22 protein-coding genes are annotated in these 19,767 nt (G+C 36.5%); 16 read left to right on the forward strand and 6 right to left on the reverse strand.

The annotated features are described in order from the left end of the window. The 13 genes from SULBA_RS00890 (at window position 1) to purF (ending at window position 10,718) form a co-directional block, all read left to right on the forward strand. Window positions 1–669 (forward strand): 16S rRNA (uracil(1498)-N(3))-methyltransferase, encoded by a 669-nt coding sequence (locus tag SULBA_RS00890; protein ID WP_014768392.1) that lies wholly within the window; start codon window positions 1–3, stop codon window positions 667–669. A gap of 95 nt (window positions 670–764) precedes the next feature. Next, complete coding sequence (rpmE, locus tag SULBA_RS00895) at window positions 765–965, forward strand: 50S ribosomal protein L31 (protein WP_012855967.1); 201 nt, start codon at window positions 765–767, stop codon at window positions 963–965. A 15-nt stretch (window positions 966–980) separates the two neighbouring features. Then, window positions 981–1,793: a 16S rRNA (cytidine(1402)-2'-O)-methyltransferase gene (gene rsmI, locus SULBA_RS00900; RefSeq protein ID WP_014768393.1), complete on the forward strand. Its 813-nt coding sequence runs from the start codon at window positions 981–983 to the stop codon at window positions 1,791–1,793. Window positions 1,794–1,885: 92 nt separating this feature from the next. Next, the gene (gene rlmB, locus SULBA_RS00905; protein WP_014768394.1) at window positions 1,886–2,569 is read left to right on the forward strand and encodes a 23S rRNA (guanosine(2251)-2'-O)-methyltransferase RlmB; all 684 of its coding nucleotides are present in this window, start codon (window positions 1,886–1,888) and stop codon (window positions 2,567–2,569) included. Continuing rightward, window positions 2,562–3,479, forward strand: a complete 918-nt coding sequence (locus SULBA_RS00910) for a hypothetical protein (RefSeq protein WP_014768395.1) — start codon at window positions 2,562–2,564, stop codon at window positions 3,477–3,479. The genes rlmB and SULBA_RS00910 overlap by 8 nt, the downstream gene beginning before the upstream one ends. Beyond that, window positions 3,476–4,291: a hypothetical protein gene (locus tag SULBA_RS00915; protein ID WP_014768396.1), complete on the forward strand. Its 816-nt coding sequence runs from the start codon at window positions 3,476–3,478 to the stop codon at window positions 4,289–4,291. Before SULBA_RS00910 ends, SULBA_RS00915 begins: the two co-directional genes overlap by 4 nt. A gap of 12 nt (window positions 4,292–4,303) precedes the next feature. After that, the gene (locus SULBA_RS00920; RefSeq protein WP_014768397.1) at window positions 4,304–5,515 is read left to right on the forward strand and encodes an LL-diaminopimelate aminotransferase; all 1,212 of its coding nucleotides are present in this window, start codon (window positions 4,304–4,306) and stop codon (window positions 5,513–5,515) included. 5 nt (window positions 5,516–5,520) lie between these two features. Beyond that, window positions 5,521–6,792 carry a homoserine dehydrogenase gene (locus SULBA_RS00925; RefSeq protein WP_014768398.1) on the forward strand — a complete coding sequence of 424 codons (1,272 nt, stop codon included), beginning with the start codon at window positions 5,521–5,523 and terminating at the stop codon, window positions 6,790–6,792. Next, window positions 6,793–7,119: a YraN family protein gene (locus SULBA_RS00930; RefSeq protein WP_014768399.1), complete on the forward strand. Its 327-nt coding sequence runs from the start codon at window positions 6,793–6,795 to the stop codon at window positions 7,117–7,119. A gap of 85 nt (window positions 7,120–7,204) precedes the next feature. Continuing rightward, window positions 7,205–7,522 carry a thioredoxin gene (gene trxA, locus SULBA_RS00935; protein ID WP_014768400.1) on the forward strand — a complete coding sequence of 106 codons (318 nt, stop codon included), beginning with the start codon at window positions 7,205–7,207 and terminating at the stop codon, window positions 7,520–7,522. Between the two features lie 123 nt (window positions 7,523–7,645). After that, window positions 7,646–8,578 carry a thioredoxin-disulfide reductase gene (gene trxB, locus SULBA_RS00940; RefSeq protein WP_014768401.1) on the forward strand — a complete coding sequence of 311 codons (933 nt, stop codon included), beginning with the start codon at window positions 7,646–7,648 and terminating at the stop codon, window positions 8,576–8,578. Window positions 8,579–8,594: 16 nt separating this feature from the next. Then, the gene (gene dapB, locus SULBA_RS00945; RefSeq protein ID WP_014768402.1) at window positions 8,595–9,362 is read left to right on the forward strand and encodes a 4-hydroxy-tetrahydrodipicolinate reductase; all 768 of its coding nucleotides are present in this window, start codon (window positions 8,595–8,597) and stop codon (window positions 9,360–9,362) included. 18 nt (window positions 9,363–9,380) lie between these two features. Next, complete coding sequence (gene purF, locus SULBA_RS00950) at window positions 9,381–10,718, forward strand: amidophosphoribosyltransferase (protein WP_014768403.1); 1,338 nt, start codon at window positions 9,381–9,383, stop codon at window positions 10,716–10,718. Between the two features lie 68 nt (window positions 10,719–10,786). Here purF and SULBA_RS00955 read toward each other — a convergent pair whose 3' ends face one another. The 5 genes from SULBA_RS00955 to SULBA_RS00975 all read right to left on the reverse strand — a co-directional run bounded on the left by SULBA_RS00955 (window position 10,787) and on the right by SULBA_RS00975 (window position 14,647). Then, complete coding sequence (locus tag SULBA_RS00955) at window positions 10,787–11,323, reverse strand: DUF2393 domain-containing protein (RefSeq protein WP_014768404.1); 537 nt, start codon at window positions 11,321–11,323, stop codon at window positions 10,787–10,789. 10 nt (window positions 11,324–11,333) lie between these two features. Further along, window positions 11,334–11,918 (reverse strand): DUF2393 family protein, encoded by a 585-nt coding sequence (locus SULBA_RS00960; protein WP_245391422.1) that lies wholly within the window; start codon window positions 11,916–11,918, stop codon window positions 11,334–11,336. After that, window positions 11,860–12,543 carry a bifunctional phosphoribosyl-AMP cyclohydrolase/phosphoribosyl-ATP diphosphatase HisIE gene (hisIE, locus tag SULBA_RS00965; protein ID WP_014768406.1) on the reverse strand — a complete coding sequence of 228 codons (684 nt, stop codon included), beginning with the start codon at window positions 12,541–12,543 and terminating at the stop codon, window positions 11,860–11,862. Before hisIE ends, SULBA_RS00960 begins: the two co-directional genes overlap by 59 nt. Continuing rightward, window positions 12,540–13,631 (reverse strand): prohibitin family protein, encoded by a 1,092-nt coding sequence (locus SULBA_RS00970; protein ID WP_014768407.1) that lies wholly within the window; start codon window positions 13,629–13,631, stop codon window positions 12,540–12,542. Before SULBA_RS00970 ends, hisIE begins: the two co-directional genes overlap by 4 nt. A gap of 101 nt (window positions 13,632–13,732) precedes the next feature. Continuing rightward, window positions 13,733–14,647: a branched-chain amino acid transaminase gene (locus SULBA_RS00975; protein ID WP_014768408.1), complete on the reverse strand. Its 915-nt coding sequence runs from the start codon at window positions 14,645–14,647 to the stop codon at window positions 13,733–13,735. Between the two features lie 151 nt (window positions 14,648–14,798). Here SULBA_RS00975 and bcp point away from each other — a divergent pair, with 151 nt between their 5' ends. Continuing rightward, complete coding sequence (bcp, locus tag SULBA_RS00980; RefSeq protein WP_014768409.1) at window positions 14,799–15,263, forward strand: thioredoxin-dependent thiol peroxidase; 465 nt, start codon at window positions 14,799–14,801, stop codon at window positions 15,261–15,263. On the opposite strand, the gene SULBA_RS00985 is transcribed toward bcp, so the two are convergent. Then, window positions 15,260–18,088 carry a DUF748 domain-containing protein gene (locus SULBA_RS00985; protein ID WP_014768410.1) on the reverse strand — a complete coding sequence of 943 codons (2,829 nt, stop codon included), beginning with the start codon at window positions 18,086–18,088 and terminating at the stop codon, window positions 15,260–15,262. The two genes, bcp and SULBA_RS00985, sit on opposite strands and share 4 nt — an antisense overlap. Before the next feature lie 112 nt (window positions 18,089–18,200). On the opposite strand from SULBA_RS00985, the gene SULBA_RS00990 reads away from it, so the two are divergent. Both SULBA_RS00990 and fabZ read left to right on the forward strand, forming a co-directional pair. Further along, entirely contained in the window at window positions 18,201–19,286 is a 1,086-nt protein-coding gene (locus tag SULBA_RS00990) for an epoxyqueuosine reductase QueH (RefSeq protein ID WP_014768411.1), read from the forward strand. Between the two features lie 31 nt (window positions 19,287–19,317). Next, window positions 19,318–19,767 (forward strand): 3-hydroxyacyl-ACP dehydratase FabZ, encoded by a 450-nt coding sequence (fabZ, locus tag SULBA_RS00995; RefSeq protein ID WP_014768412.1) that lies wholly within the window; start codon window positions 19,318–19,320, stop codon window positions 19,765–19,767.

The raw sequence follows: 19,767 nt of genomic DNA on the forward strand, positions 1-19,767 counted from the left end.
ATGCAGTTTGTTTATCATCCCAAAGCAGGAGAAAAGCAATTAAGCGTTGATGTCAGGGCGTATGAACATCTTTTTAAGGTACGTCGTGTGGCAAAGGATGCTTTAGTGTATTGGCGCAATCTTGAAGATAGCCTATTGTATGCTTATACGATAAGAGATATTGGTAAAAAAGAGGCATGGCTTGAGTTGGTCTCTTTTTCAGAGTTGCCCTGTGTTGCTTTAAAAAATATTCACATTGGGTGGTGCGTGGTTGATCCAAAAATTGTTGAAAAAACACTTCCCATGCTGAATGAATTGGGCGTGCATAAAATGAACTTTGTGTATGGTGAATTTTCACAAAAAAATCATACGCTTGATTTTGAACGTATGAAACGTATTTTGATTAACTCTTCTCAGCAGTGTGGCCGTAGTCATTTAATGGAAATAGAACTCTTTTCAAGCCTACAAAGTTATCTGATCCAGTATCCTCACAGCTATGTTTTAGATTTTTCACAAAATGTATTGGAAAAAACGGAGGCAATTTCTTCTATGATTGTAGGACCTGAGGGTGGGTTTAGTGAAAAAGAGAGAGCATTGCTTAAAAATCAGCCCATTGTAGGTCTTACATGTAAAACTATTTTGAGAAGCGAAACGGCTGTTGTGGCGGTTGCCTCCAAAATATTGGCATGACTTGAAATAATGAATCTTTTGTGCTATAATTTGCACCCTTTGGCAGAACGCCAAATAATAGATTTTATTTTTATGAATAATTAAGGAAAAATAGTATGAAAAAAGATATTCATCCTGAATATGTACCGTGTGTTGTAACCTGCGCGTGTGGCAATAGTTTTGAGACTATGTCAAATAAAGCAGAGTTAAGAATTGATATTTGCAGTTCATGTCATCCCTTCTTTACGGGCAGTGAGAAGATTGTAGATGCTGCTGGCCGTGTTGAGAAATTTAAGAAAAAATATAACCTTAAATAAGCTCCTGTAAAACCCTTGGTTTACTTCATTCCTACTCCCATAGGAAACTTAGATGACATTTCCGTTAGAAGCTTAAAAGTTCTAGCGGAGTGTCAAACGCTTTTTTGCGAAGACACACGCATTACTAAAAAATTACTCTCTTTACTTTCACAACGCCATGGCATTGAATTTCACATTAAACAGTTTATCTCCATGCACTCTCATAATGAAACGTATCTCTTATCAACCATTGATAAAACTATTTTTAACGAAACTGTAGGCTATTTAAGTGATGCAGGTATGCCTTGTGTGAGTGATCCAGGAAGTGCATTGGTTCGTTTTTGTCAAGAAAACACCCTTGCGTATGAGGTTTTACCTGGCGCCAATGCCGCACTTTTAGCCTATGTGAGCAGTGGCATCCAAATCCATCAATTCTTATTTTATGGTTTTTTATCGCATAAAGGGATCGAGAGACAAAATGAGCTTTTTAAGGCATTGAACGCACCTTATGCGGTGATTGTGTATGAATCCCCTCACCGTATTGAAAAATTAATAGAAGAGTTGGTTCAGTTTGCACCCCAACGCTCAATTTTTGCAATCAAAGAAGCAACCAAGATGCATGAAAAACGGTTTTTTGGTACCCCTTTAGCCGTAAAAGAAGCTTTTAAAACCGCTAATCTTAAAGGTGAATGGGTGGTGGTTATTAATCCTGAAGCTCAGGAGGGTGGTGAAGCCATAACAAAAGAAGACCTTTTAGATTTAGAAATTCCTCCCAAACAAAAAGCCAAGCTTCTTTCTAAACTAACAGGTTTGAGTGTTAAAGAGTGGTATACAAAGCTTCAAAACTAATCTTACTTTTTTGTTACATGTAAATGCCTAAAACCGTCTCTTTTTTTCTACGACTCGTATTATTTTAAGCCATTTTGGATACAATAATTACCATGATAATCTATGGAAAACAACTCTTTTTACATCTGTTAAAGCACTATCCTTCAAGGATTGAGACGGTATTTTTACCCAAAAAGTGTGACCCTAAGCTTTTTTCACAAATTGCTCGTGTAACGGAGAATATTTGCACGATTGATGAACGAAAAGCGCAAGCACTCTGTCATGGTGGAAATCATCAAGGATTTATTGCTCAAATTAAAGACCTTGAACTCACGCCTTTTAGCGAAATGAAACAAGGTTCTTTTTTGGTAGTTTTAGATGAAGTAACCGATGTGGGAAATATTGGTGCAATTGTTCGTAGTGCTTATGCTTTTGGCGCAGACGGATTAATTTTAAGTGGTATGAAAACATGTAATTTAGAAGCCATTTTACGTACCAGTAGTGCCGCAGCATTTGAATTACCTATTGCCTTGTGTCCCTCCACAAAAGATATGCTCAATGAACTTAAACAAATGGGTTTTATGTTGTATGGTGCGGATATGGGTGGTGTAGATGTGCGAGAGGTTTCATTTGCCCCTAAATGTGTTTTGATTATGGGCAGTGAGGGCAAAGGGCTATCGCCTAAAGTAAAAGAGAAATTGGATACGGTTGTGTCTATTAAAATGGCAAGAGCATTTGACTCTTTAAATGTAAGTGCTGCAGCAGCAGTACTTTGTGAGAGGATCGCTAATGGATAACGATGTCAAAATGTTGGAGAAGGTAGGTCTAAAAGAGGTTTCCTCTAAGACACATATTGAAGTAAAACAGTTAGAGTATATCCTTAATGCACAATACGACAAGCTGAATAAAATCAATACCTTAGGTTTTGTAAAAATTCTCTCACGTGAATATGCCATAGATTTTACAGAATGGCTTGAAGGCTATCATGATTATTGGGCAGAACAGGATAAGGAAGAAGAGTCTCAAAATGAAGGAATTTTTATTTGCGCAAGAAGCGATAGAGGTTCTAAAAAGCTAGCATGGTTCTTTTTATTGGTTGTCTTTATTGCCAGTATCTTTTTTGTTGGTTCTATTTTCGAGGTAGACAGAGCGATTCCTAGTCTTTTAGACAAGGTTAAAACTGAATTACCGCAAACTCCAAGTAGTGCTTATCAAAATACATCTGCAATCAAAGAAGCGACAAATTCTTTAGGGGTTAAAGTTGAAGAACGTGTGATAGAGACCAATAGCACCAATGCATCAATTCAAGCAGTGGTTGTAAGTATTGATGAAAATTTAACACGTACAGAAGAATTCAATACAACAGTGATAGAAACGTCTTCTGCGCAAATAGAATCCAATACAACAATTGAAAATAAGCAAAGTGTGCAAACCGCACTTTTACAACCCAGAAGACGTATGTGGGTGGGAATTGTTAATTTGGAGAATAATGTTCGAAAAGAGAGTTCAAATGATTTGAACATTACCATTGATTTGAATCAACGACAAATTATTAAGACAGGGCATGGCTTTTTTAAACTTTCATACGATGATACCGTTGAAGACTTTAGTGAGCAAGGCTCGACACGTTTTTTAGTTGAAAATGGTACGATTAAAAAAATTTCAGAAGAAAAATTTGTAGAGTTAAATCGAGGTAAAAATTGGTGAAAAAGCTTTTTTTAATTTTAACACTTAGCCTCTCATTTTTGGGGGCAGCAGACCTTCATGAAAAAATAAGAAGTTTTATGGGAACAGCTAAATATGAAGCGCAGAAAAATTTAATTAACGTACTGTTTGCACAAAATGCGCAATTTTTAAATCCTAATGGAGACGTAAACAGCATTAAAGTGATCTCTGTTTTAAAGAAAAATGGTTTGATGCAATTACTCTACGACAAACCTGTCAATTTACGCTTAGCTTTTCGTACCAAGCAAGACCCTTTTATTTTTTTAAAAATTATTAATGAATCTTTGGAGTTAATGGGATATAACTATTTTTTAACAAATAATGCGTTACGCGATAGTGGTGGTTTTGTATGGGAAATTTACCTTCAAACAGAGCACATTCTTGATCCAGAAGTTTTTTCAAATATCTTAGAAGCCAGAGGGTGTACGATTACCAATATTGTTAAAAACGAAAACCACTACTGGTTTTATGATATTAATTCAGATAATGCTTACTTAAGTGCTAAAAAAATAGAAAGTGGCATTACAACACCTCTTGGGAAACCTTTAAATCCGTATTGGATCGATATTAAACATGCTCAGGAGATTACGCTAAGTGCTAATGCCGCAGACCGTTGGTTCCCAAATGTTCTGTTTTTTGATGAAAATCTAAACCTCTTGAGTCATGTGAAAGCAGATGAGTCAACACGAACCTTAAAATTAAAAGTACCGCAAGGGGCTGTCTATCTTAAAATCAGTGATACGGTGATGCTTGATAATATTAAGCATGGATTATCTTTACATGTAAAAGAATAAAAGGAATAAAAAATGTTTGATGAGATTCGCTTTAATACCATTGATAGATTGCCTGGGTATGTGTTTGCACAAATTAACGAATTAAAATTATCTGCCCGCCATGCAGGGGATGATATTATTGATTTTTCTATGGGAAATCCAGATGGAAGAACCCCACAGCATATTATTGATAAATTGGTTGAATCGGCTCAAAAAGATGGAACACACGGTTATTCTGTCAGTAAAGGTATTTTTAAATTACGCTTAGCAATTTGTAACTGGTATGCTAGAAAATATGGTGTTACGCTTGATCCCAATACCGAAGCAGTAGCAACTCTTGGAAGCAAAGAGGGTTTTGTGCATTTAGCACAAGCGATTATGAATCCAGGCGATGTTGCTGTTGTGCCAGATCCAGCATACCCCATTCATGCCTATGCTTTTATGATTGCGGGGGGCAATGTTCATAAATTTAGTTTAGATTATAATGAGCACTATGAGTTGGATAAAGAGCAGTTTTTTATTAAGCTGAAAAAAGTGTTTCGTGAGTCTGCTCCAAAACCTAAATTTGTTGTGGTCAATTTTCCTCATAATCCAACCTGTGTGACAACCGATGTTTCATTTTATGAAGAATTGGTTGCTTACGCTAAAGAAGAGCGTTTTTATATCATCAGTGATATAGCCTACGCAGATCTCTCGTTTGATGGTTATGAAACACCTTCTATTTTTCAAGTAGAGGGTGCTAAAGATGTTGCGGTTGAGTGTTACACTCTTTCTAAAAGTTATAACATGGCAGGTTGGCGTGTGGGGTTTGTTGTAGGAAATAAAAAACTGGTTGGTGCATTACAAAAAATTAAATCATGGTTTGATTATGGAATGTTTACACCCATTCAAGTAGCCTCTACTGTAGCACTCGATGGCCCTCAAGAGTGTGTCGATGAAATAAGAGAAAAATACCGTAAACGTCGAGATGTTTTAGTCGAAAGCTTTAATAATGCAGGTTGGGAAATGCAAAAGCCCCAATCAACCATGTTTGTATGGGCAAAAATCCCTAAAGTAGCAGAACATTTAGGCAGTATGGAATTTGCAAAACAGCTCTTAAAAGAGGCAAAAATTGCGGTCAGCCCTGGTATTGGTTTTGGTGAATCAGGTGATGCCTACGTACGAATCGCTTTGATTGAAAATGAAAATAGAATCCGTCAAGCAGCACGCAATGTGAAGAAGTATCTAAAGAGTTTAGAAGGTTAAAACGAATGATTAAAGTTGGAATTATTGGGGTTGGAACCGTTGGAAGTCATGTGGTTAAAATTTTACAAGAGAATGAAGATATTATTACCGCACGCAGTGGCAAAAAAATTGTTCCAATTATGGGGATTGTACGGGATACCCGTAAAAAAAGAGATGTTTCTATTCCTCTAAGCTCAAATGTGGATGATGTCCTAGAAAATCCAGAGATTGACATTGTTATTGAGTTAATGGGTGGCGTGGATGAGGCGTACCAAATTGTAACACGAGCGCTTAAAAATAAAAAAGCAGTGGTAACTGCCAATAAGGCATTACTCGCATATCATCGTTATGAATTACGCGATTTAGCAGGCTCTACTCCTATTGGTTACGAGGCAAGTGTTGCGGGCGGAATTCCAATTATTAAAGCACTTCGTGAAGGTCTTAGTGCCAATCATATTGAAGCCATTAAAGGAATTATGAACGGTACATGTAATTTTATTCTGACCAAAATGATGAATGAAAAGGCAGAATTCACCGATGTCCTCAAAGAAGCACAAGCCTTAGGGTATGCAGAAGCTGATCCAACCTTTGATGTGGGTGGCTTTGATGCTGCACATAAATTGTTAATTTTGGCAAGCATTGCCTATGGCATTGATGTCAAACCTGAAGAAATTTTAATTGAAGGCATTGAATATATTAACAGTGAAGATATTTATTTTGCCAAAGAGTTTGGGTATAACATTAAACTTCTGACCATTGCCAAAAAAAGTGGTAACGAAGTAGAACTTCGTGTTCATCCTGCACTGGTTCCTATGAAACAGATGATTGCAAAAGTGGATGGAGTAATGAATGGCATTAGTGTGATTGGTGATAGGGTCGGTGAGACCATGTATTATGGACCAGGTGCTGGAGGAAGTGCAACTGCAAGTGCCGTTGTATCAGACTTGATTGATATTGCACGTCACCAAAAAAATTCTCCAATGTTAGGATTTATAAAGCCATTAGAAAAAAGTGGTTTAACATTGATGCCAAAAAATAATATTTGCACCCAATACTACATTCGTGCAACTGTCATAGATAAAATAGGTGTATTATCTAAAATTTCAGAAATTTTAGGGAAGCATTCTATTTCAATTCGAAGTTTTTTACAAAAACAAGATGGAAAAAGAGAGGAGTGTGCTGTATTACTCTTTTCAACACACACGTGTAAAGAGCATGACATTCAAAATGCTTTGCATGAATTGAGTGAGTTAGAATTTATTGAGCATAAGCCAGTCATGATACGTATTGAGGAATAAATGAGTGTAAAGATAGGCAAAGAGGCAGAAGAGAGAGCCTGTGCTTATCTTGAGGATGAAGGGTATGCTATTCTTGAGCGCAATTTTTATTCAAAATTTGGTGAAATAGATGTTATTGCATTAAAAGAAAGCACCCTTCATTTTTGCGAAGTTAAATATTCAAAAAGATATGACCCTATTGTTAGAATTACTCCAGCAAAAATGCAAAAAATCATTAAAACAATTCATTACTATTTGTTAACACATAAGACCAGATATGACTATCAAATGGATGCTATTTTAATAACAAACGAAAAAATTGAAATAATAAAAAATATTAGTTACTAAAAAAATAACTTTGTATGCTATGGTAATTTTAAAGTTAGAGTGAGTATAATTGAGTATCAATAAAATAACGTTTTAGGGGAAAAAAATGGGAAAATATATAGAGTTAAATGCATCAAATTTTGATAGTACCGTAGCTGAGGGTGTAGCCTTAGTAGACTTTTGGGCACCTTGGTGTGGACCATGTCGTATGATCGCTCCTGTTATCGAAGAGTTGGCTAATGATTTTGATGATAAAGCAAAAATTTGTAAAGTCAATACAGATGAAGAGCAAGATGTTGCAATTAAGTATGGTATCAGATCTATTCCAACAATTCTTTTCTTTAAAAATGGTGAGTTGGTTGACCAAATGATTGGTGCATCGTCCAAACAAGTTTTAGCAGATAAAGTTAATTCACTTCTTTAATTACATGTAACAAGGGAGCCTAAGCGCTCCTTTGGATACACTACCTCCTATGAAACTTAGTTTAAATAACATATCGTTTTTTAGAGTAACTCTAGGGATTATCACCCAAAATAAGGAAATATAATGTTGGATTTAGCAATTATTGGGGGAGGCCCCGCAGGTCTTAGCGCAGGACTTTATGCAACACGTGGTGGTTTAAAAAATGTTGTTATGTTTGAAAAAGGGCTCCCTGGTGGGCAAATCACAAGTAGCAGTGAAATTGAGAATTACCCAGGAAGTGCAGAAATTTTAAGTGGTTTAGATTTTATGGCACCATGGTCAGAGCAATGTATGCGATTTGGTTTAAAGCATGCTATGGATGAGGTGACACGAATTTCAAAAAATGCGGATGGTAGCTTTCATATCGCACTTGCAGGCGGTAAAAGTGAAGAAGCAAAAAGTGTTATTATTGCTACAGGAAGTACTCCCAAACGTGCCAATTTTGAAGGTGAATCAGAATTCTTCGGTAAGGGCATCAGTACGTGTGCAACATGCGATGGTTTTTTTTATAAAAATAAAGAAGTGGTTGCCCTAGGTGGTGGTGATACGGCTCTTGAAGAAGCTCTTTATCTTTCACATATTTGCTCAAAAGTTTATTTAGTGCACAGAAGAGACACTTTCCGTGCAAGCCCTAGTACTATCGAAAAAGTCAAAAATAACCCAAAAATTGAGCTTGTTTTAAATGTGACCGTGAAAAAAGCGTATGGTGATAAAATGGGTTTAAATGGCATTATTGTTGTTGATTCGGAAGGGAAAGAACGTGATATTGCGGTTCCTGGCGTGTTTGTTTTTGTTGGAATGAATGTCAATAATGCGATTTTAAAGCAAGATGATGGTACCTTTTTATGCGATATGGATGCAAATGGGAATGTAGTCGTTGATTTGAATATGCACACATCAGTAAAAGGATTATTTGCTGCGGGAGATGTTCGTATTAAAGCTTCCAAACAAGTGGTATGTGCAGCAGGAGATGGTGCAACAGCAGGTATTCAAGCACTCGAATACGTGAATCATTAATAAGGATACGGTAAAGATGATAAATGTTGGAATTCATGGCTCAACAGGTAGAGTGGGTCGGTTATTAATTGAAAATCTAATGAAAGATAAAGAAGCAAGACCTTATGTTTTGCATGCCTTGGAAGATTTTAATTTCACCCCTCCAAAAGAAGCAATTTTAACCGATTCAGTCAGTGAACTTTTAGAGAAAAGTACAGTTGTTATTGATTTTACCATAGCAATGGGAACAGAAGTTTTACTTGAAAATGTACTCAAAAATCCAACACCTTTAGTCATTGGTACAACAGGGCTTAACGAACACCAACATAATCTTTTGAAAGAAGCAGCAAGTAATATGCCCATTTTGTATGCTACGAATATGTCTTTAGGTGTAGCGGTTTTAAACCGTTTGGTTGAGCTTGCATCAAAAAGTTTGAGTGATTTTGATATTGAAATTGTCGAGCAGCATCACCGCTTTAAAAAAGATGCACCTAGCGGCACTGCATTAACATTGGGTGAACATGCTGCACGTGGTCGAGGTCTTCATTTAGATGATGTTCGCGTGAGTGGAAGAAACGGATTAATTGGTGAGCGTAGTAAAGATGAAATTGCTATTATGGCACTTCGTGGAGGTGACATTGTAGGGCGACATACCGTAGGATTTTACAATGATGGTGAATTTATTGAGATGAATCACACCGCAACCAGTCGTGATACCTTTGCAAAAGGGGCTATTAAAGCCGCAAAGTGGATCATTAATCAACCTAATGGTCTCTATACAATTAGTGATTGCTTAGGTCTTTAAAAAAAGGTGATATAAACGATGTGTGCGATTGTTGGTGTATTTGATGTAAAACATGCTTCTAAAATAGCTTATTATGCTCTGTTTGCGATGCAGCATCGTGGGCAAGAAGCAACAGGAATTAGTGCTAGTAATGGTAAAAAAATTCGTACGATTAAAGATAATGGCTTGGTAACAGAAGTCTTTAACGAAGAAAAACTCTCTTTTTTAAATGGTGACATGGCGATTGGTCATAATCGCTATTCAACAGCAGGAAGTGATTCTGTGAGGGATGCTCAGCCTGTTGCTGCAAGTTATAAATTAGGTGATATTTCCGTTGTTCATAATGGTAATTTAATTAATAAGCATGAAGTAAGAAGTAAACTTATTGAACAAGGTGCCATTTTTCAATCATCTATGGATACAGAAAACATTATTCATCTGATTGCTCGAAGCCAACAAGGAAAACTTCAAGATCGTATCATTGAAGCTTTACATGTAATCAAAGGAGCGTATTGTCTTTTGATTCAAAGCCGTACAAAAATGTTTGCTGTGCGTGATCGTTATGGTGTTAGACCTCTTTCTATTGGTCGATTGAAAGAGGGTGGTTTTATTGTTGCAAGTGAAACGTGTGCACTTGATTTAGTGGATGCGGAATTTGTTAGAGATGTTAGACCTGGCGAAATGATCATTTTTCATCAAGGTGAAACAGAGTTTGAGAGTATACAACTCTTTGAGCCTGATCCACATATTTGTGCTTTTGAATTTATCTATTTTGCAAGACCTGATAGTGTGATTGAGGGTAAAAATGTTTATGCAACCCGTAAAAAAATGGGAATGAAGCTTGCAGAATTAGCACCTGTTGAAGCAGATTTTGTTGTGCCTGTTCCTGATAGTGGTGTAAGTGCTGCTCTAGGTTATGCGCAAGCCAGTGGTATTCCTTTTGAAATGGCAATCGTGAGAAATCATTATGTAGGAAGAACCTTTATTGAGCCAACGCAAGCAGTGCGTGATTTGAAAGTAAAACTAAAACTCTCTCCTATTCATAAAATCTTAGAGGGTAAAAAGATTGTAGTTATTGATGATAGTATTGTTCGAGGTACCACATCAAGACAGATTGTCAAACTGCTCAAACGAGCAGGTGCTGCTGAAGTGCATATGCGTATTGCTGCTCCAACGATTGAACATCCTTGTCTTTATGGTATTGATACACCTAGCTATAAAGAACTTATTAGTGCCAATAAGAGTGTCGAAGAAGTCAGAGAATATATTGAAGCAGATTCCCTTGCTTTTTTAAGTGTGGATGCGCTTAAAGAGAGTATTGGGAATGACATGAATTATTCTTTGGTGAGTTTTGATGGAAATTATTTTATTAAATAATATAATCTCTTTGACTATTTAATGGGGAATATCGTCTAAATTCCCCATCTACAAGCAAGCTTAGAAACTTAATAACAAGACAGATCATAACGTGTATAGGGCTTTTCGTAAGAGGGGGGATAAGGCATAAACACAGTGAAATTTCGTATTTCCCCTTTAGCCAAATTTTCAGCAATCACAAATTTCTTTTTTGTCTCAATGACAAGAGTTGCATCGCGTTTAAAGAAATTTTGAAAAGCAGATTTTGGAACGAAAATAGCAGAATCTGTCCCTATGCGTTCTAAAGAGGCATTGAAAATTTTTACTTCCAACGTACATGTACCAATTGTAAATTTACCAGTATTTCTAATTTGTCCAGAAATAGAAAAAGATTCATTAATTAAAACTTTTTTTTGAACAATATTTTCAAGACGGGCAACTTTCGTGTATTTATCAAGTGCATAAAAAATGAGTGCGGTCAAAAGAAAAGTAATCAAGATATTGGCTAGAATAGGCGCTAAAAGAGATTGCTTTTCATTGTAACGCATCGTAAGCCAAAGTATGAATGAAAAAAGTAAAATCGTAAGAATAAGAGCAACCCAATGCAGGGAAGTCATATAGGTCATGGTTTCTCCTTTAGTAGCATTCAGCCCTCAGTGTAGCATTAAAATCACCAGTGTAATGGAAATCATCAAAAACAATTTGATAATGTAGTGATTCACCTTTAGGTATTGTTTCTCTTAAAATCATTGATTGACTTGCAAGAGGTTTTAATGAAAGAAGATACGCTTTAAAACCAGTCGCCTCGTTAGCCTTAAATACGGAAGTACTTAAAAAGCATACATTGAACGTATTAGTAGATTGATTGTAAATTGTTGTTTCTAGGATAAATGAAGATGAAAAGTTTAATTTTTGAATTGAAGTGATTTCTGTATGGGTTTTACGTAAAGTTTCATTGAGCTTTTTATGAATAAAAAAAGGTGTAATACATAAGAGAAGTAAAGCAAAGATAATAATAATTAAAGAAAGTGAAGAAGATTTTTTGGCGAGTAATGTCGCCAAAAAAATCAGTATTAAAAATGTAATCAATAACCATGCATACGCCAAATAATCATAGAAAGCAAGATTTTGGAAGTAGGTTATGAGTGAGAGTTTAAAAGCGTCAATGTTCATTGCGGCTATTCTTCTCTTCAATGCCACCAAGACCAAAGCGTCTTTCAAGTTCTTTAGAAATTAAAGAGGGATGAATATCTTTAGCACCTAATGCCACTAGGGTATGAAACATTAAATCAGCTGCTTCATAAACCATTTCATCTTTGTTAGCATCTTTGTAAGCAAAACAAAATTCTCCTGCTTCTTCAACAACTTTTTTCAAAATAGTATTTTCGCCTTTATGGAGTAAAGACGCAACATAAGAGGTCTTTGGATTTGCATGTTTTCGCTCTTGAATAATATGATAAATTTTATCAGTAATAGAATACGCTGCAATCTCTTTTGCTTCTTCTTTAGGGGCTTCTTGTGTATCAATACGGTTAAAAAAACATGAACTTCGTCCCGTATGGCATGCAACGCCTATTTGTTCTACTTTAAGTAAAAGTGTATCGCTGTCACAGTCAAGATAGACTTCTTTAATGTATTGAAAATGACCGCTTGTTTCACCTTTTTTCCAAAGAGCTTGGCGGCTTCTGGAGTAATAATGTGCAAGGCCAGTTTTAAGGGTTAATGTAAGTGCTTCTTCGTTCATGTACGCAAGCATTAAAACATTACCACTGCCTACTTCCTGTGCGATGACAGGAAGTAGGGGTGTTTTTTCCCAATTAAGGGTGTTTAATAATTCGAGACTCATTTTGCAATACTAACTGCTTTTTGACTGTCTTTGGTATCGACCCAGATATTTGGTACGGAACCTCCAGGTGTTAAGAAAATCTTAGCATCTTTATTTTCACGAAGTGCCTCATTAAACTTGCCTTGAACTTCTATTTGACGAAGATTTAAAAGCTGTGTAGAGATACTGTCGCTAATTTTTTTGTTGGCATAAGCATCTGCGTCCGCTTCGATTTTAATAGCATTGGCTTGACCTTGAGCATTAATTTCTCTTGCTTTAGCTTGACCCTCTGCTTCAGCAGCACGTTTTAGGGCTTGTTGATTAGCAATTTCAACTTCATAACGTGTTCGTTCTACTTCTTGTTTAGCAACTTGAACACGTTCAATTTGCTCTTTAATTTTAACAGGAAGGACGATTTCGCGAAGCTGTACTGTTAAAAGTTCAACAGGTTGACCTGGCTGTGCGTCGATGGCTTTACGGATTCCTTCTTCGATATTAATAGCAATTTCATTACGCTTTTGGGGGAGTTCTTCTGCATTAAACTTACCAATAACACTTCTGGTAACATCTCGAACAACAGGGTTGATAATTTTATCTTCCCATGACATACCCCATGTAGCAATGGTTTGAGGCGCTGTGGTTGGCTCAAGTTTGTATTGAACAGTTAGTTCAATAGAAACAGGTAGACCTCTTGCATCAAGTACTGAAATAGCAGCATTTCGTTTAATACCTGAACCTCTTTGAATCACTTCACCTAAATCTTCGCTGGAAGAGTAGTTCATAATACGTACTTTTGTATCCACAATAAACACTTGCTGAATAAAGGGAATAAAAAGATGAAAACCTGGCTCCATTGGTGTTGATTGAAATTTACCCGCAGTTGCTTTAATACCCATCTCACCTGAATTAATAATGACAAATGGTTTTGCAACAACAAAAAGAACCACAATAGCAATTAAAACATAGAAAAAACCTGCTTTTTTCCCGAGGTTTTTCATAAAATCAGGAGGTTCAACATTAAAGGGCGTACGGTTATCATTGTCACCGCCACCACCAAAGCCTCCTCCACCGTTTTTCTTTTTAAAATAATCATTCAAATCTGCTGGCATAGTATTCCTTTAGTTCAATTTTAAATACAGTTTTTTAGCAAAGCTAAAAAACCTACGTTGGCCGCTATGGCGCTAAAGCTGGCCTCTTTCGAGGCAGAAATTTAGATATACGTTAAGAGATGTTTGTAGCTTGGATTACGTCCATAGACTACATCAAAATACGCATCTTGCAACTGTTTTGTTATAGTCCCTCGTTTTCCATCACCAATGATGTAATTATCAATGTCTTTAATAGGTGTTACCTCTGCTGCTGTTCCTGTAAAAAAGGCTTCATCAGCAATGTAGGCTTCATCACGAGTGATGCGTCTACGTTCAATAGGAATACCCGCTTCACGTGCCAAATCAAGCACCGTTGCTTGAGTAATACTTTCTAGTGAGGTATCGTTTGGAGGCGTGATTAAGACTCCATTTCGGACAATAAAAAAACACTCGCCACTGCCCTCAGCAATAAATCCCTCATCATCTAAAAGGAGGGCTTCTTCGTAACCTGCTTCGATGGCTTCGTATTTTGCCATTTGAGAGTTTAAGTAGTTTGCTGCAGCTTTTGCTTTTCCCATAACGGATTTGACAGGATTACGAGTAAAAGAAGAAATTTTGACACGAATACCATTTTCTAATCCCTCATCGCCTAAGTAGCTGCCCCATTGCCAGGCTGCAATAGCTGTCTTTACAGGTGCATGAACATGATTAAGCCCCATAATGCCATAACCTAAATAGATAAGAGGTCTAATATAGACATTGGAGGTAAAATGATTGGCTCTTAAAAGTTCAATATGTGCATTTTCGAGCTCTTCAAGTGAATAGGTTGCTTTAATACGGGTTATTTTTGCAGAGTTTAATAAGCGTTTGGTGTGCTCTGTGAGCTTGAAAATTGCCAAACCATCTTTGGTCATATACGCACGTGTTCCCTCAAAAACACCATTACCATAATGAAGTGTATGGGTTAAAATATGTACGTTTGCATCATCCCATGCAACCAGTTTGCCGTCCATCCAAATGTAGCTTGCTTTATCCATTTTTCTACCTTCTTACAAGTCGATTTCTAAAAGGATACTATGGTAGCTAAATTTTAATTAAAGATAGTTTTAGTCTGAAAATGCGTTATAATTTCGTGACATAACTTCATGATTGAGGTTTACATGTAAACATATAAATAAGGAAAATAGAATGTTAAATATTCACGAACAAGCTCCCTCTTTTAGTCTTCCCAATCAAGACAATGTTGAAATTTCACTTCGAGATTTGGAAGGAAAATGGGTTATCCTTTATTTTTATCCCAAAGACAATACCCCTGGATGTACGAGTGAAGCGTGTGATTTTACCAAGGCTCTCCCTGCTTTTGAAGCTTTAAATGCGGTTATTTTAGGGGTGAGCCCTAATAGCCCAAAATCACATCAAAATTTTATTACCAAACACAATTTGGAGATTACACTATTAAGCGATGAAAGCAAAGAGGTTGCAAAAAGTTATGGTGTATGGCAGATGAAAAAGAATTATGGGAAAGAGTATATGGGCATTGTGCGTTCAACATTTTTAATTAGCCCAGAAGGAAAAATTGCAAAAATATGGACCAATGTCAAAGTAAAAGAACATGCAAATGAGGTTAAAAGGGCTTTAGAATCTTTAGCTTAATTGCCTAAAGAAATAGGGCATCCTACCCATTTTTCACGCAAGGCATCACTCTTTTTAATGTCTTGTTTTAAAAGGCGTTCAGGTGCTATTTTATGTTTTATTATAAGATTTTGAATAATAGCATCGGCTCGTTGATGCGCAAGAACGCTCAAGGCTTCAGGGCTAATAGGTACGGTTTCAGAAATTTTTTTCAGAAGATACTCGTTAATCGTGCCTCTATCAAGCTTTTGTTCAGTGTAACTTTGCGTAAGCTCTTCATAAAGCTCTTTGGAATGGGCTTGAATAAAAAGTGTCTGAATCGCTTTACTGTAATTTTTTGCCAATGGATTGTTTTTCGCCATTAACGCTTCAAGTTGCACTTTGACATGGTTTTCTTGAAGGGCTTTGGTATCAGCAAAGAGATCAAAACTTGGGGTAATGTGTAATTTAAGTTCAGGTTTTTTTTCTAAAATTTGTTGGTAGTTTTCCATCTTCTCTTCTTCTGAGGGTATCAGTGCAGATTTTCCTGCTAAAAAATCAATATGGGTTAGGTTTTCTGTCTCAATGCCTAAGATAGAGCCTAAAAGGGTGAATGGCGATGTCACAATACTTCCCATTAAATTTCCAACAGCACGCCAAACAATACTTGAATAGCTAAATTCAGGACTATTCATATCTCCACTAATGGGCAGATTAAGCTCAATATGTCCTTGTGAATCTTTTAAAAGTGCAATGGCAAGTCCTAAAGGAAGATCAATAGCATCTTTACTTTCTATTTTTTCACCGAGGGTTAAAGCGTCAAGGTTAATTTGATTATCCCCTTGCATTAATCCTTTTCTAATTTTATAGGAGAGATCCATAGAGAGCTTTCCTTCTTGAATCGCATAACCGACAAATTTTCCTGAATACGGTGTGAAGGATTTCATGTCGAGATTTTTGAAAATTATTTTCAAGGTTGCTCGGTTTTTAAAATCAAAGGGCAGCACGGAGCCGTCTATTTTTGCATAACCGTATTTGTCAACTTTCCCTTCTAATGCAAGGACGGATGGTTTGGTTGTTTTTGTATTGAGTGTGGATACGGTTCCATTAAGATTGCTAACATAAGTTGCAAAAGGGATAGGTAAAGATGCATCTTTAAAATGCGCACTGCCTTGGTTCATCGCCATATTTTCTATCACAATGTGCATAGGTTCTTTTTGAGCGTGCGAGGTATTTTTAGGCAATACTATAAGGTGTGAAAAATTGGTACTTTGATCTTTTTTAATATCCAGATTTACATACGGTTTGCGTACTAAAATTTTTTTTACATGTAATGAAGAAACAGGAGCATAAACATAATCAATCGCATCCATACGAAAATGCTCTAAATAGAGAAGAATTTGCTCATAATGATCTAAAAGCGTGAATTTTGAAAGTTCTAAATCACCTTTAAAGAGTACACGAGGTTTTTCACGCAATAGAACATCTACTTTACCTCGCAACGAAAGCAATCCCTCATGTAAAGTGAGTGTTGTAAAAGGAGTAAGATAGGGCTGGGCTGTATCTAAAGGAAGGGCTTTGGCTTCCAAATCCAAAGTGCTTTGGTGCGTTAAGGGAACATAAGAGCCTTTCAGAGCAATAGAGGCATTTTTATCCAGCGTTGTTGTGAGTTCGTAGGAGATGGGATGATCGCTTTGATGTGTAATATTAGCAATATGAAGATTAAGTGATGAAAAAGAGATGGGCTTACTTTTAACATTCTCATCAAGAATAATCAGAGATGCTTGATGAAGCGTACACGACTTGAGTGAAAATTTCCATGCAGGTTTAGGCGCATTGGATGGTTTGTCTGAGGTGCTTTGTGGAAGCGTTGGATTAAAAAGTGTGAGTAGGGTTGGTGTATACGTATGATCAAGATGGGTTTCTATAAAAGGGGCATCTGCGATGAGTTTTTCAATGCGTAAAGAGGATGTGTGAAGTTCTGCGTCAATGCCTTCTACTCTAAGCGATGGGAGGGAAACTATTTTTTTACCTTGATCTAAAAAAAGAATATTTTTTAAATCAACATGTGCTTTTTCAATAAAAAAAAGAGGCTCATCTTTGCTTAAATCAATTAAAAAAGGAAGACGTACACTCAGTGTTCCCTCACTCAAATGAGCACGCGTTGGAAGCAGATAGTGCCAAAAAGATTTTAGTGCTAAATCATGAACCAACAGTTCCCCATGAAGCCTTAAAGGCTCAATAGAAAGACTGCTAGCAAGAGAGATTTTTTCTTCATTTTCTAAGGCGATTTTGAGTGCATGAATGCTTAAATCATCTTTGTAAAAACTCAGAGTGTTGATGACATAATTGATGGGCGAAAAGCTCACGTGAAAAGGTTTTTCATGGCGTGCATCCGTAAAATCAATACGGGCATTTTGAAATTCAATATGTTCAATGATAAGAGGCATTAAAAGATTGGTTTTTGAATATGGCTCTTTTGCGGAGGGTTGTGTCAACAGGCTTAAAAGATTAAGTGTGCCATTGTGATCTATACTAAGATCAAGGAAGGGTTTATCCAGCAGAATCGTTTGAATGTAAAATTGTTTTTTAAACAAAAAGAGTGGCTCATAATTGAGATAGAGGTTCTCAATGCGACTTACACTGGTGTTGCTAGAGTCTTTTAGAATGAGATTGTTTACATGTAATTCAAAGGTGAAAGGGTTGAAATGTACTTTTTCAATCTCTATTGGGAGGCTTGTTTTCTCTTTTAAAAGCAAAGGAAGTTGATTTTTTATCCACCATGGAATGATAATAAAACCACTTAACGTGTAAAACAGTGAAAGTGAAATGAGCCAAAAGAGTAGGAATTTAAAAGGTTTTTTCATGGCGAATTCTCCTTGCAATGTTAAATTATTATACTACAAAATGTGATAAACTTTTTGTAAAAGAGCGCTGTGGTATACTCACTTACAAAATACCTCATGAAAGATTAAGATTATGCTCGTACACATTTGTTGTTCTGTTGATAGCCACTTTTTTTTACAAAAATTAGCACAAGCGTATCCTTCTGAGAGATTAGAAGCTTTTTTTTATGACCCCAATATTCATCCTTTTAGTGAATACCAACTACGGCTTTTAGATGTGCAACGAAGTTGTGAACACTTAGGAATTATTTTACATGTCGGTGAATACAACTATACAGGATGGTTGGAGGCGGTACGTGGGTTTGAAAACGAACCTGAAAAAGGCAAACGATGTGCCATTTGTTTTGATAACAGGTTAGAAGCAACAGCACAAAAAGCCTTAGAATTAGGGGAGAAAATAATAACAACCACATTACTAACAAGCCCTAAAAAATCCCTTGCACAGTTAGAAGAAGCGTTAGCTTCTATTGCACAAAAATATGGGCTTGAAAGTCTTGCACCTGATTTTAGAAAAAAAGGCGGTACTCAAGAACAGTTTGCTCTAGCCAAAGAGAGTATGCTCTACCATCAAGATTATTGTGGGTGTCTTTTTGCCTTGCGTGTACAAAGAGAGCAGCAAGATCGTTTGGCGGATGAACTGAGTTTCCCTTTACGACCACAAACACTTCCCTCTTCCATTGAAGAGCGTATTGAACTCTATGAAAAAGTAAGAGCATTGGAAGCACAAAAAGTCCCGTTTAAATTGGTACGTGAAAAATTTTTAAATTATCGATTATTACGTGCGTGGGTGAAAAAGGATGCAGAGGTCATGCCAAGTTATGTTCTTTTTTATTCTACATGTAAAAAAGAACATGTGAAAACACACGTTGAATTTATCGCACAGGGTGTTGGTTATTTAGCAAAAGAAGAAGCCCGTTTTATTTCATTACAGATGTTTAATCAAAAGGCAAATACAGGCTATAAATGTGTGAAAGAGATGTTACAAAATCCTCCGAGTGTTGCGGTAGAATTACGTGTTCGAAATGCTTTTAAGAGCTTTGAATGCGCTTCTTTAAGCCCACTTGTGGTGCTTGATACGATTGAAATAAAGAGCTATGAACTCTTTATTCAAAGTAAGACTTACCCTGACATTAGAGAAAATTTAGTATTAATTAGATAAAATATTAGAATTTTGTTAGAAGGTTTTAAAGATGTTAATTGATGTTGTAGAGATTCAAAAAATACTTCCACACCGCTTCCCTTTTTTACTTATAGATAGGGTAACTGCCTTGCATTCAGGTCATTCTATAGAGGCGTATAAAAATGTTACCATTGGTGAACAAATTTTTCAAGGGCACTTTCCTGATCATCCTATTTACCCAGGCGTTATGATTATTGAGGGAATGGCACAAGCAGGTGGCGTGTTGGCGTTTAAAAGCATGGATGAAGAGATGCAAGAGGGCACAAAAGAAAAAGTGGTCTACTTTATGAGCATTGATCATGCAAAATTTAGAAATCCCGTACGTCCAGGAGATAAATTGGTGTATCAACTGAGTGTGTTAAAACACAGAGGTAACATTTGGGTGCTAGATGCAAAAGCGTATGTCGATGATAAGTTGGTCGCAGAGGCTGAACTTAAAGCTATGATTGTGGATAAATAA

Source organism: Sulfurospirillum barnesii SES-3, assembly GCF_000265295.1.
GTDB lineage: Bacteria > Campylobacterota > Campylobacteria > Campylobacterales > Sulfurospirillaceae > Sulfurospirillum > Sulfurospirillum barnesii.

What these genes read in the sequence shown, in the direction of transcription:
- SULBA_RS00970 (WP_014768407.1), bottom strand. Translation starts at nt 13,631, where the DNA reads ATGCCAGCAGATTTGAATGATTATTTTAAAAAGAAAAACGGTGGAGGA.
- fabZ (WP_014768412.1), top strand. Translation starts at nt 19,318, where the DNA reads ATGTTAATTGATGTTGTAGAGATTCAAAAAATACTTCCACACCGCTTC.
- hisIE (WP_014768406.1), bottom strand. Translation starts at nt 12,543, where the DNA reads ATGAGTCTCGAATTATTAAACACCCTTAATTGGGAAAAAACACCCCTA.
- SULBA_RS00920 (WP_014768397.1), top strand. Translation starts at nt 4,304, where the DNA reads ATGTTTGATGAGATTCGCTTTAATACCATTGATAGATTGCCTGGGTAT.
- SULBA_RS00985 (WP_014768410.1), bottom strand. Translation starts at nt 18,088, where the DNA reads ATGAAAAAACCTTTTAAATTCCTACTCTTTTGGCTCATTTCACTTTCA.
- SULBA_RS00930 (WP_014768399.1), top strand. Translation starts at nt 6,793, where the DNA reads ATGAGTGTAAAGATAGGCAAAGAGGCAGAAGAGAGAGCCTGTGCTTAT.
- SULBA_RS00990 (WP_014768411.1), top strand. Translation starts at nt 18,201, where the DNA reads ATGCTCGTACACATTTGTTGTTCTGTTGATAGCCACTTTTTTTTACAA.
- SULBA_RS00925 (WP_014768398.1), top strand. Translation starts at nt 5,521, where the DNA reads ATGATTAAAGTTGGAATTATTGGGGTTGGAACCGTTGGAAGTCATGTG.
- SULBA_RS00975 (WP_014768408.1), bottom strand. Translation starts at nt 14,647, where the DNA reads ATGGATAAAGCAAGCTACATTTGGATGGACGGCAAACTGGTTGCATGG.
- SULBA_RS00910 (WP_014768395.1), top strand. Translation starts at nt 2,562, where the DNA reads ATGGATAACGATGTCAAAATGTTGGAGAAGGTAGGTCTAAAAGAGGTT.
- dapB (WP_014768402.1), top strand. Translation starts at nt 8,595, where the DNA reads ATGATAAATGTTGGAATTCATGGCTCAACAGGTAGAGTGGGTCGGTTA.
- trxB (WP_014768401.1), top strand. Translation starts at nt 7,646, where the DNA reads ATGTTGGATTTAGCAATTATTGGGGGAGGCCCCGCAGGTCTTAGCGCA.
- SULBA_RS00890 (WP_014768392.1), top strand. Translation starts at nt 1, where the DNA reads ATGCAGTTTGTTTATCATCCCAAAGCAGGAGAAAAGCAATTAAGCGTT.
- SULBA_RS00955 (WP_014768404.1), bottom strand. Translation starts at nt 11,323, where the DNA reads ATGACCTATATGACTTCCCTGCATTGGGTTGCTCTTATTCTTACGATT.
- trxA (WP_014768400.1), top strand. Translation starts at nt 7,205, where the DNA reads ATGGGAAAATATATAGAGTTAAATGCATCAAATTTTGATAGTACCGTA.
- rlmB (WP_014768394.1), top strand. Translation starts at nt 1,886, where the DNA reads ATGATAATCTATGGAAAACAACTCTTTTTACATCTGTTAAAGCACTAT.
- rpmE (WP_012855967.1), top strand. Translation starts at nt 765, where the DNA reads ATGAAAAAAGATATTCATCCTGAATATGTACCGTGTGTTGTAACCTGC.
- purF (WP_014768403.1), top strand. Translation starts at nt 9,381, where the DNA reads ATGTGTGCGATTGTTGGTGTATTTGATGTAAAACATGCTTCTAAAATA.
- bcp (WP_014768409.1), top strand. Translation starts at nt 14,799, where the DNA reads ATGTTAAATATTCACGAACAAGCTCCCTCTTTTAGTCTTCCCAATCAA.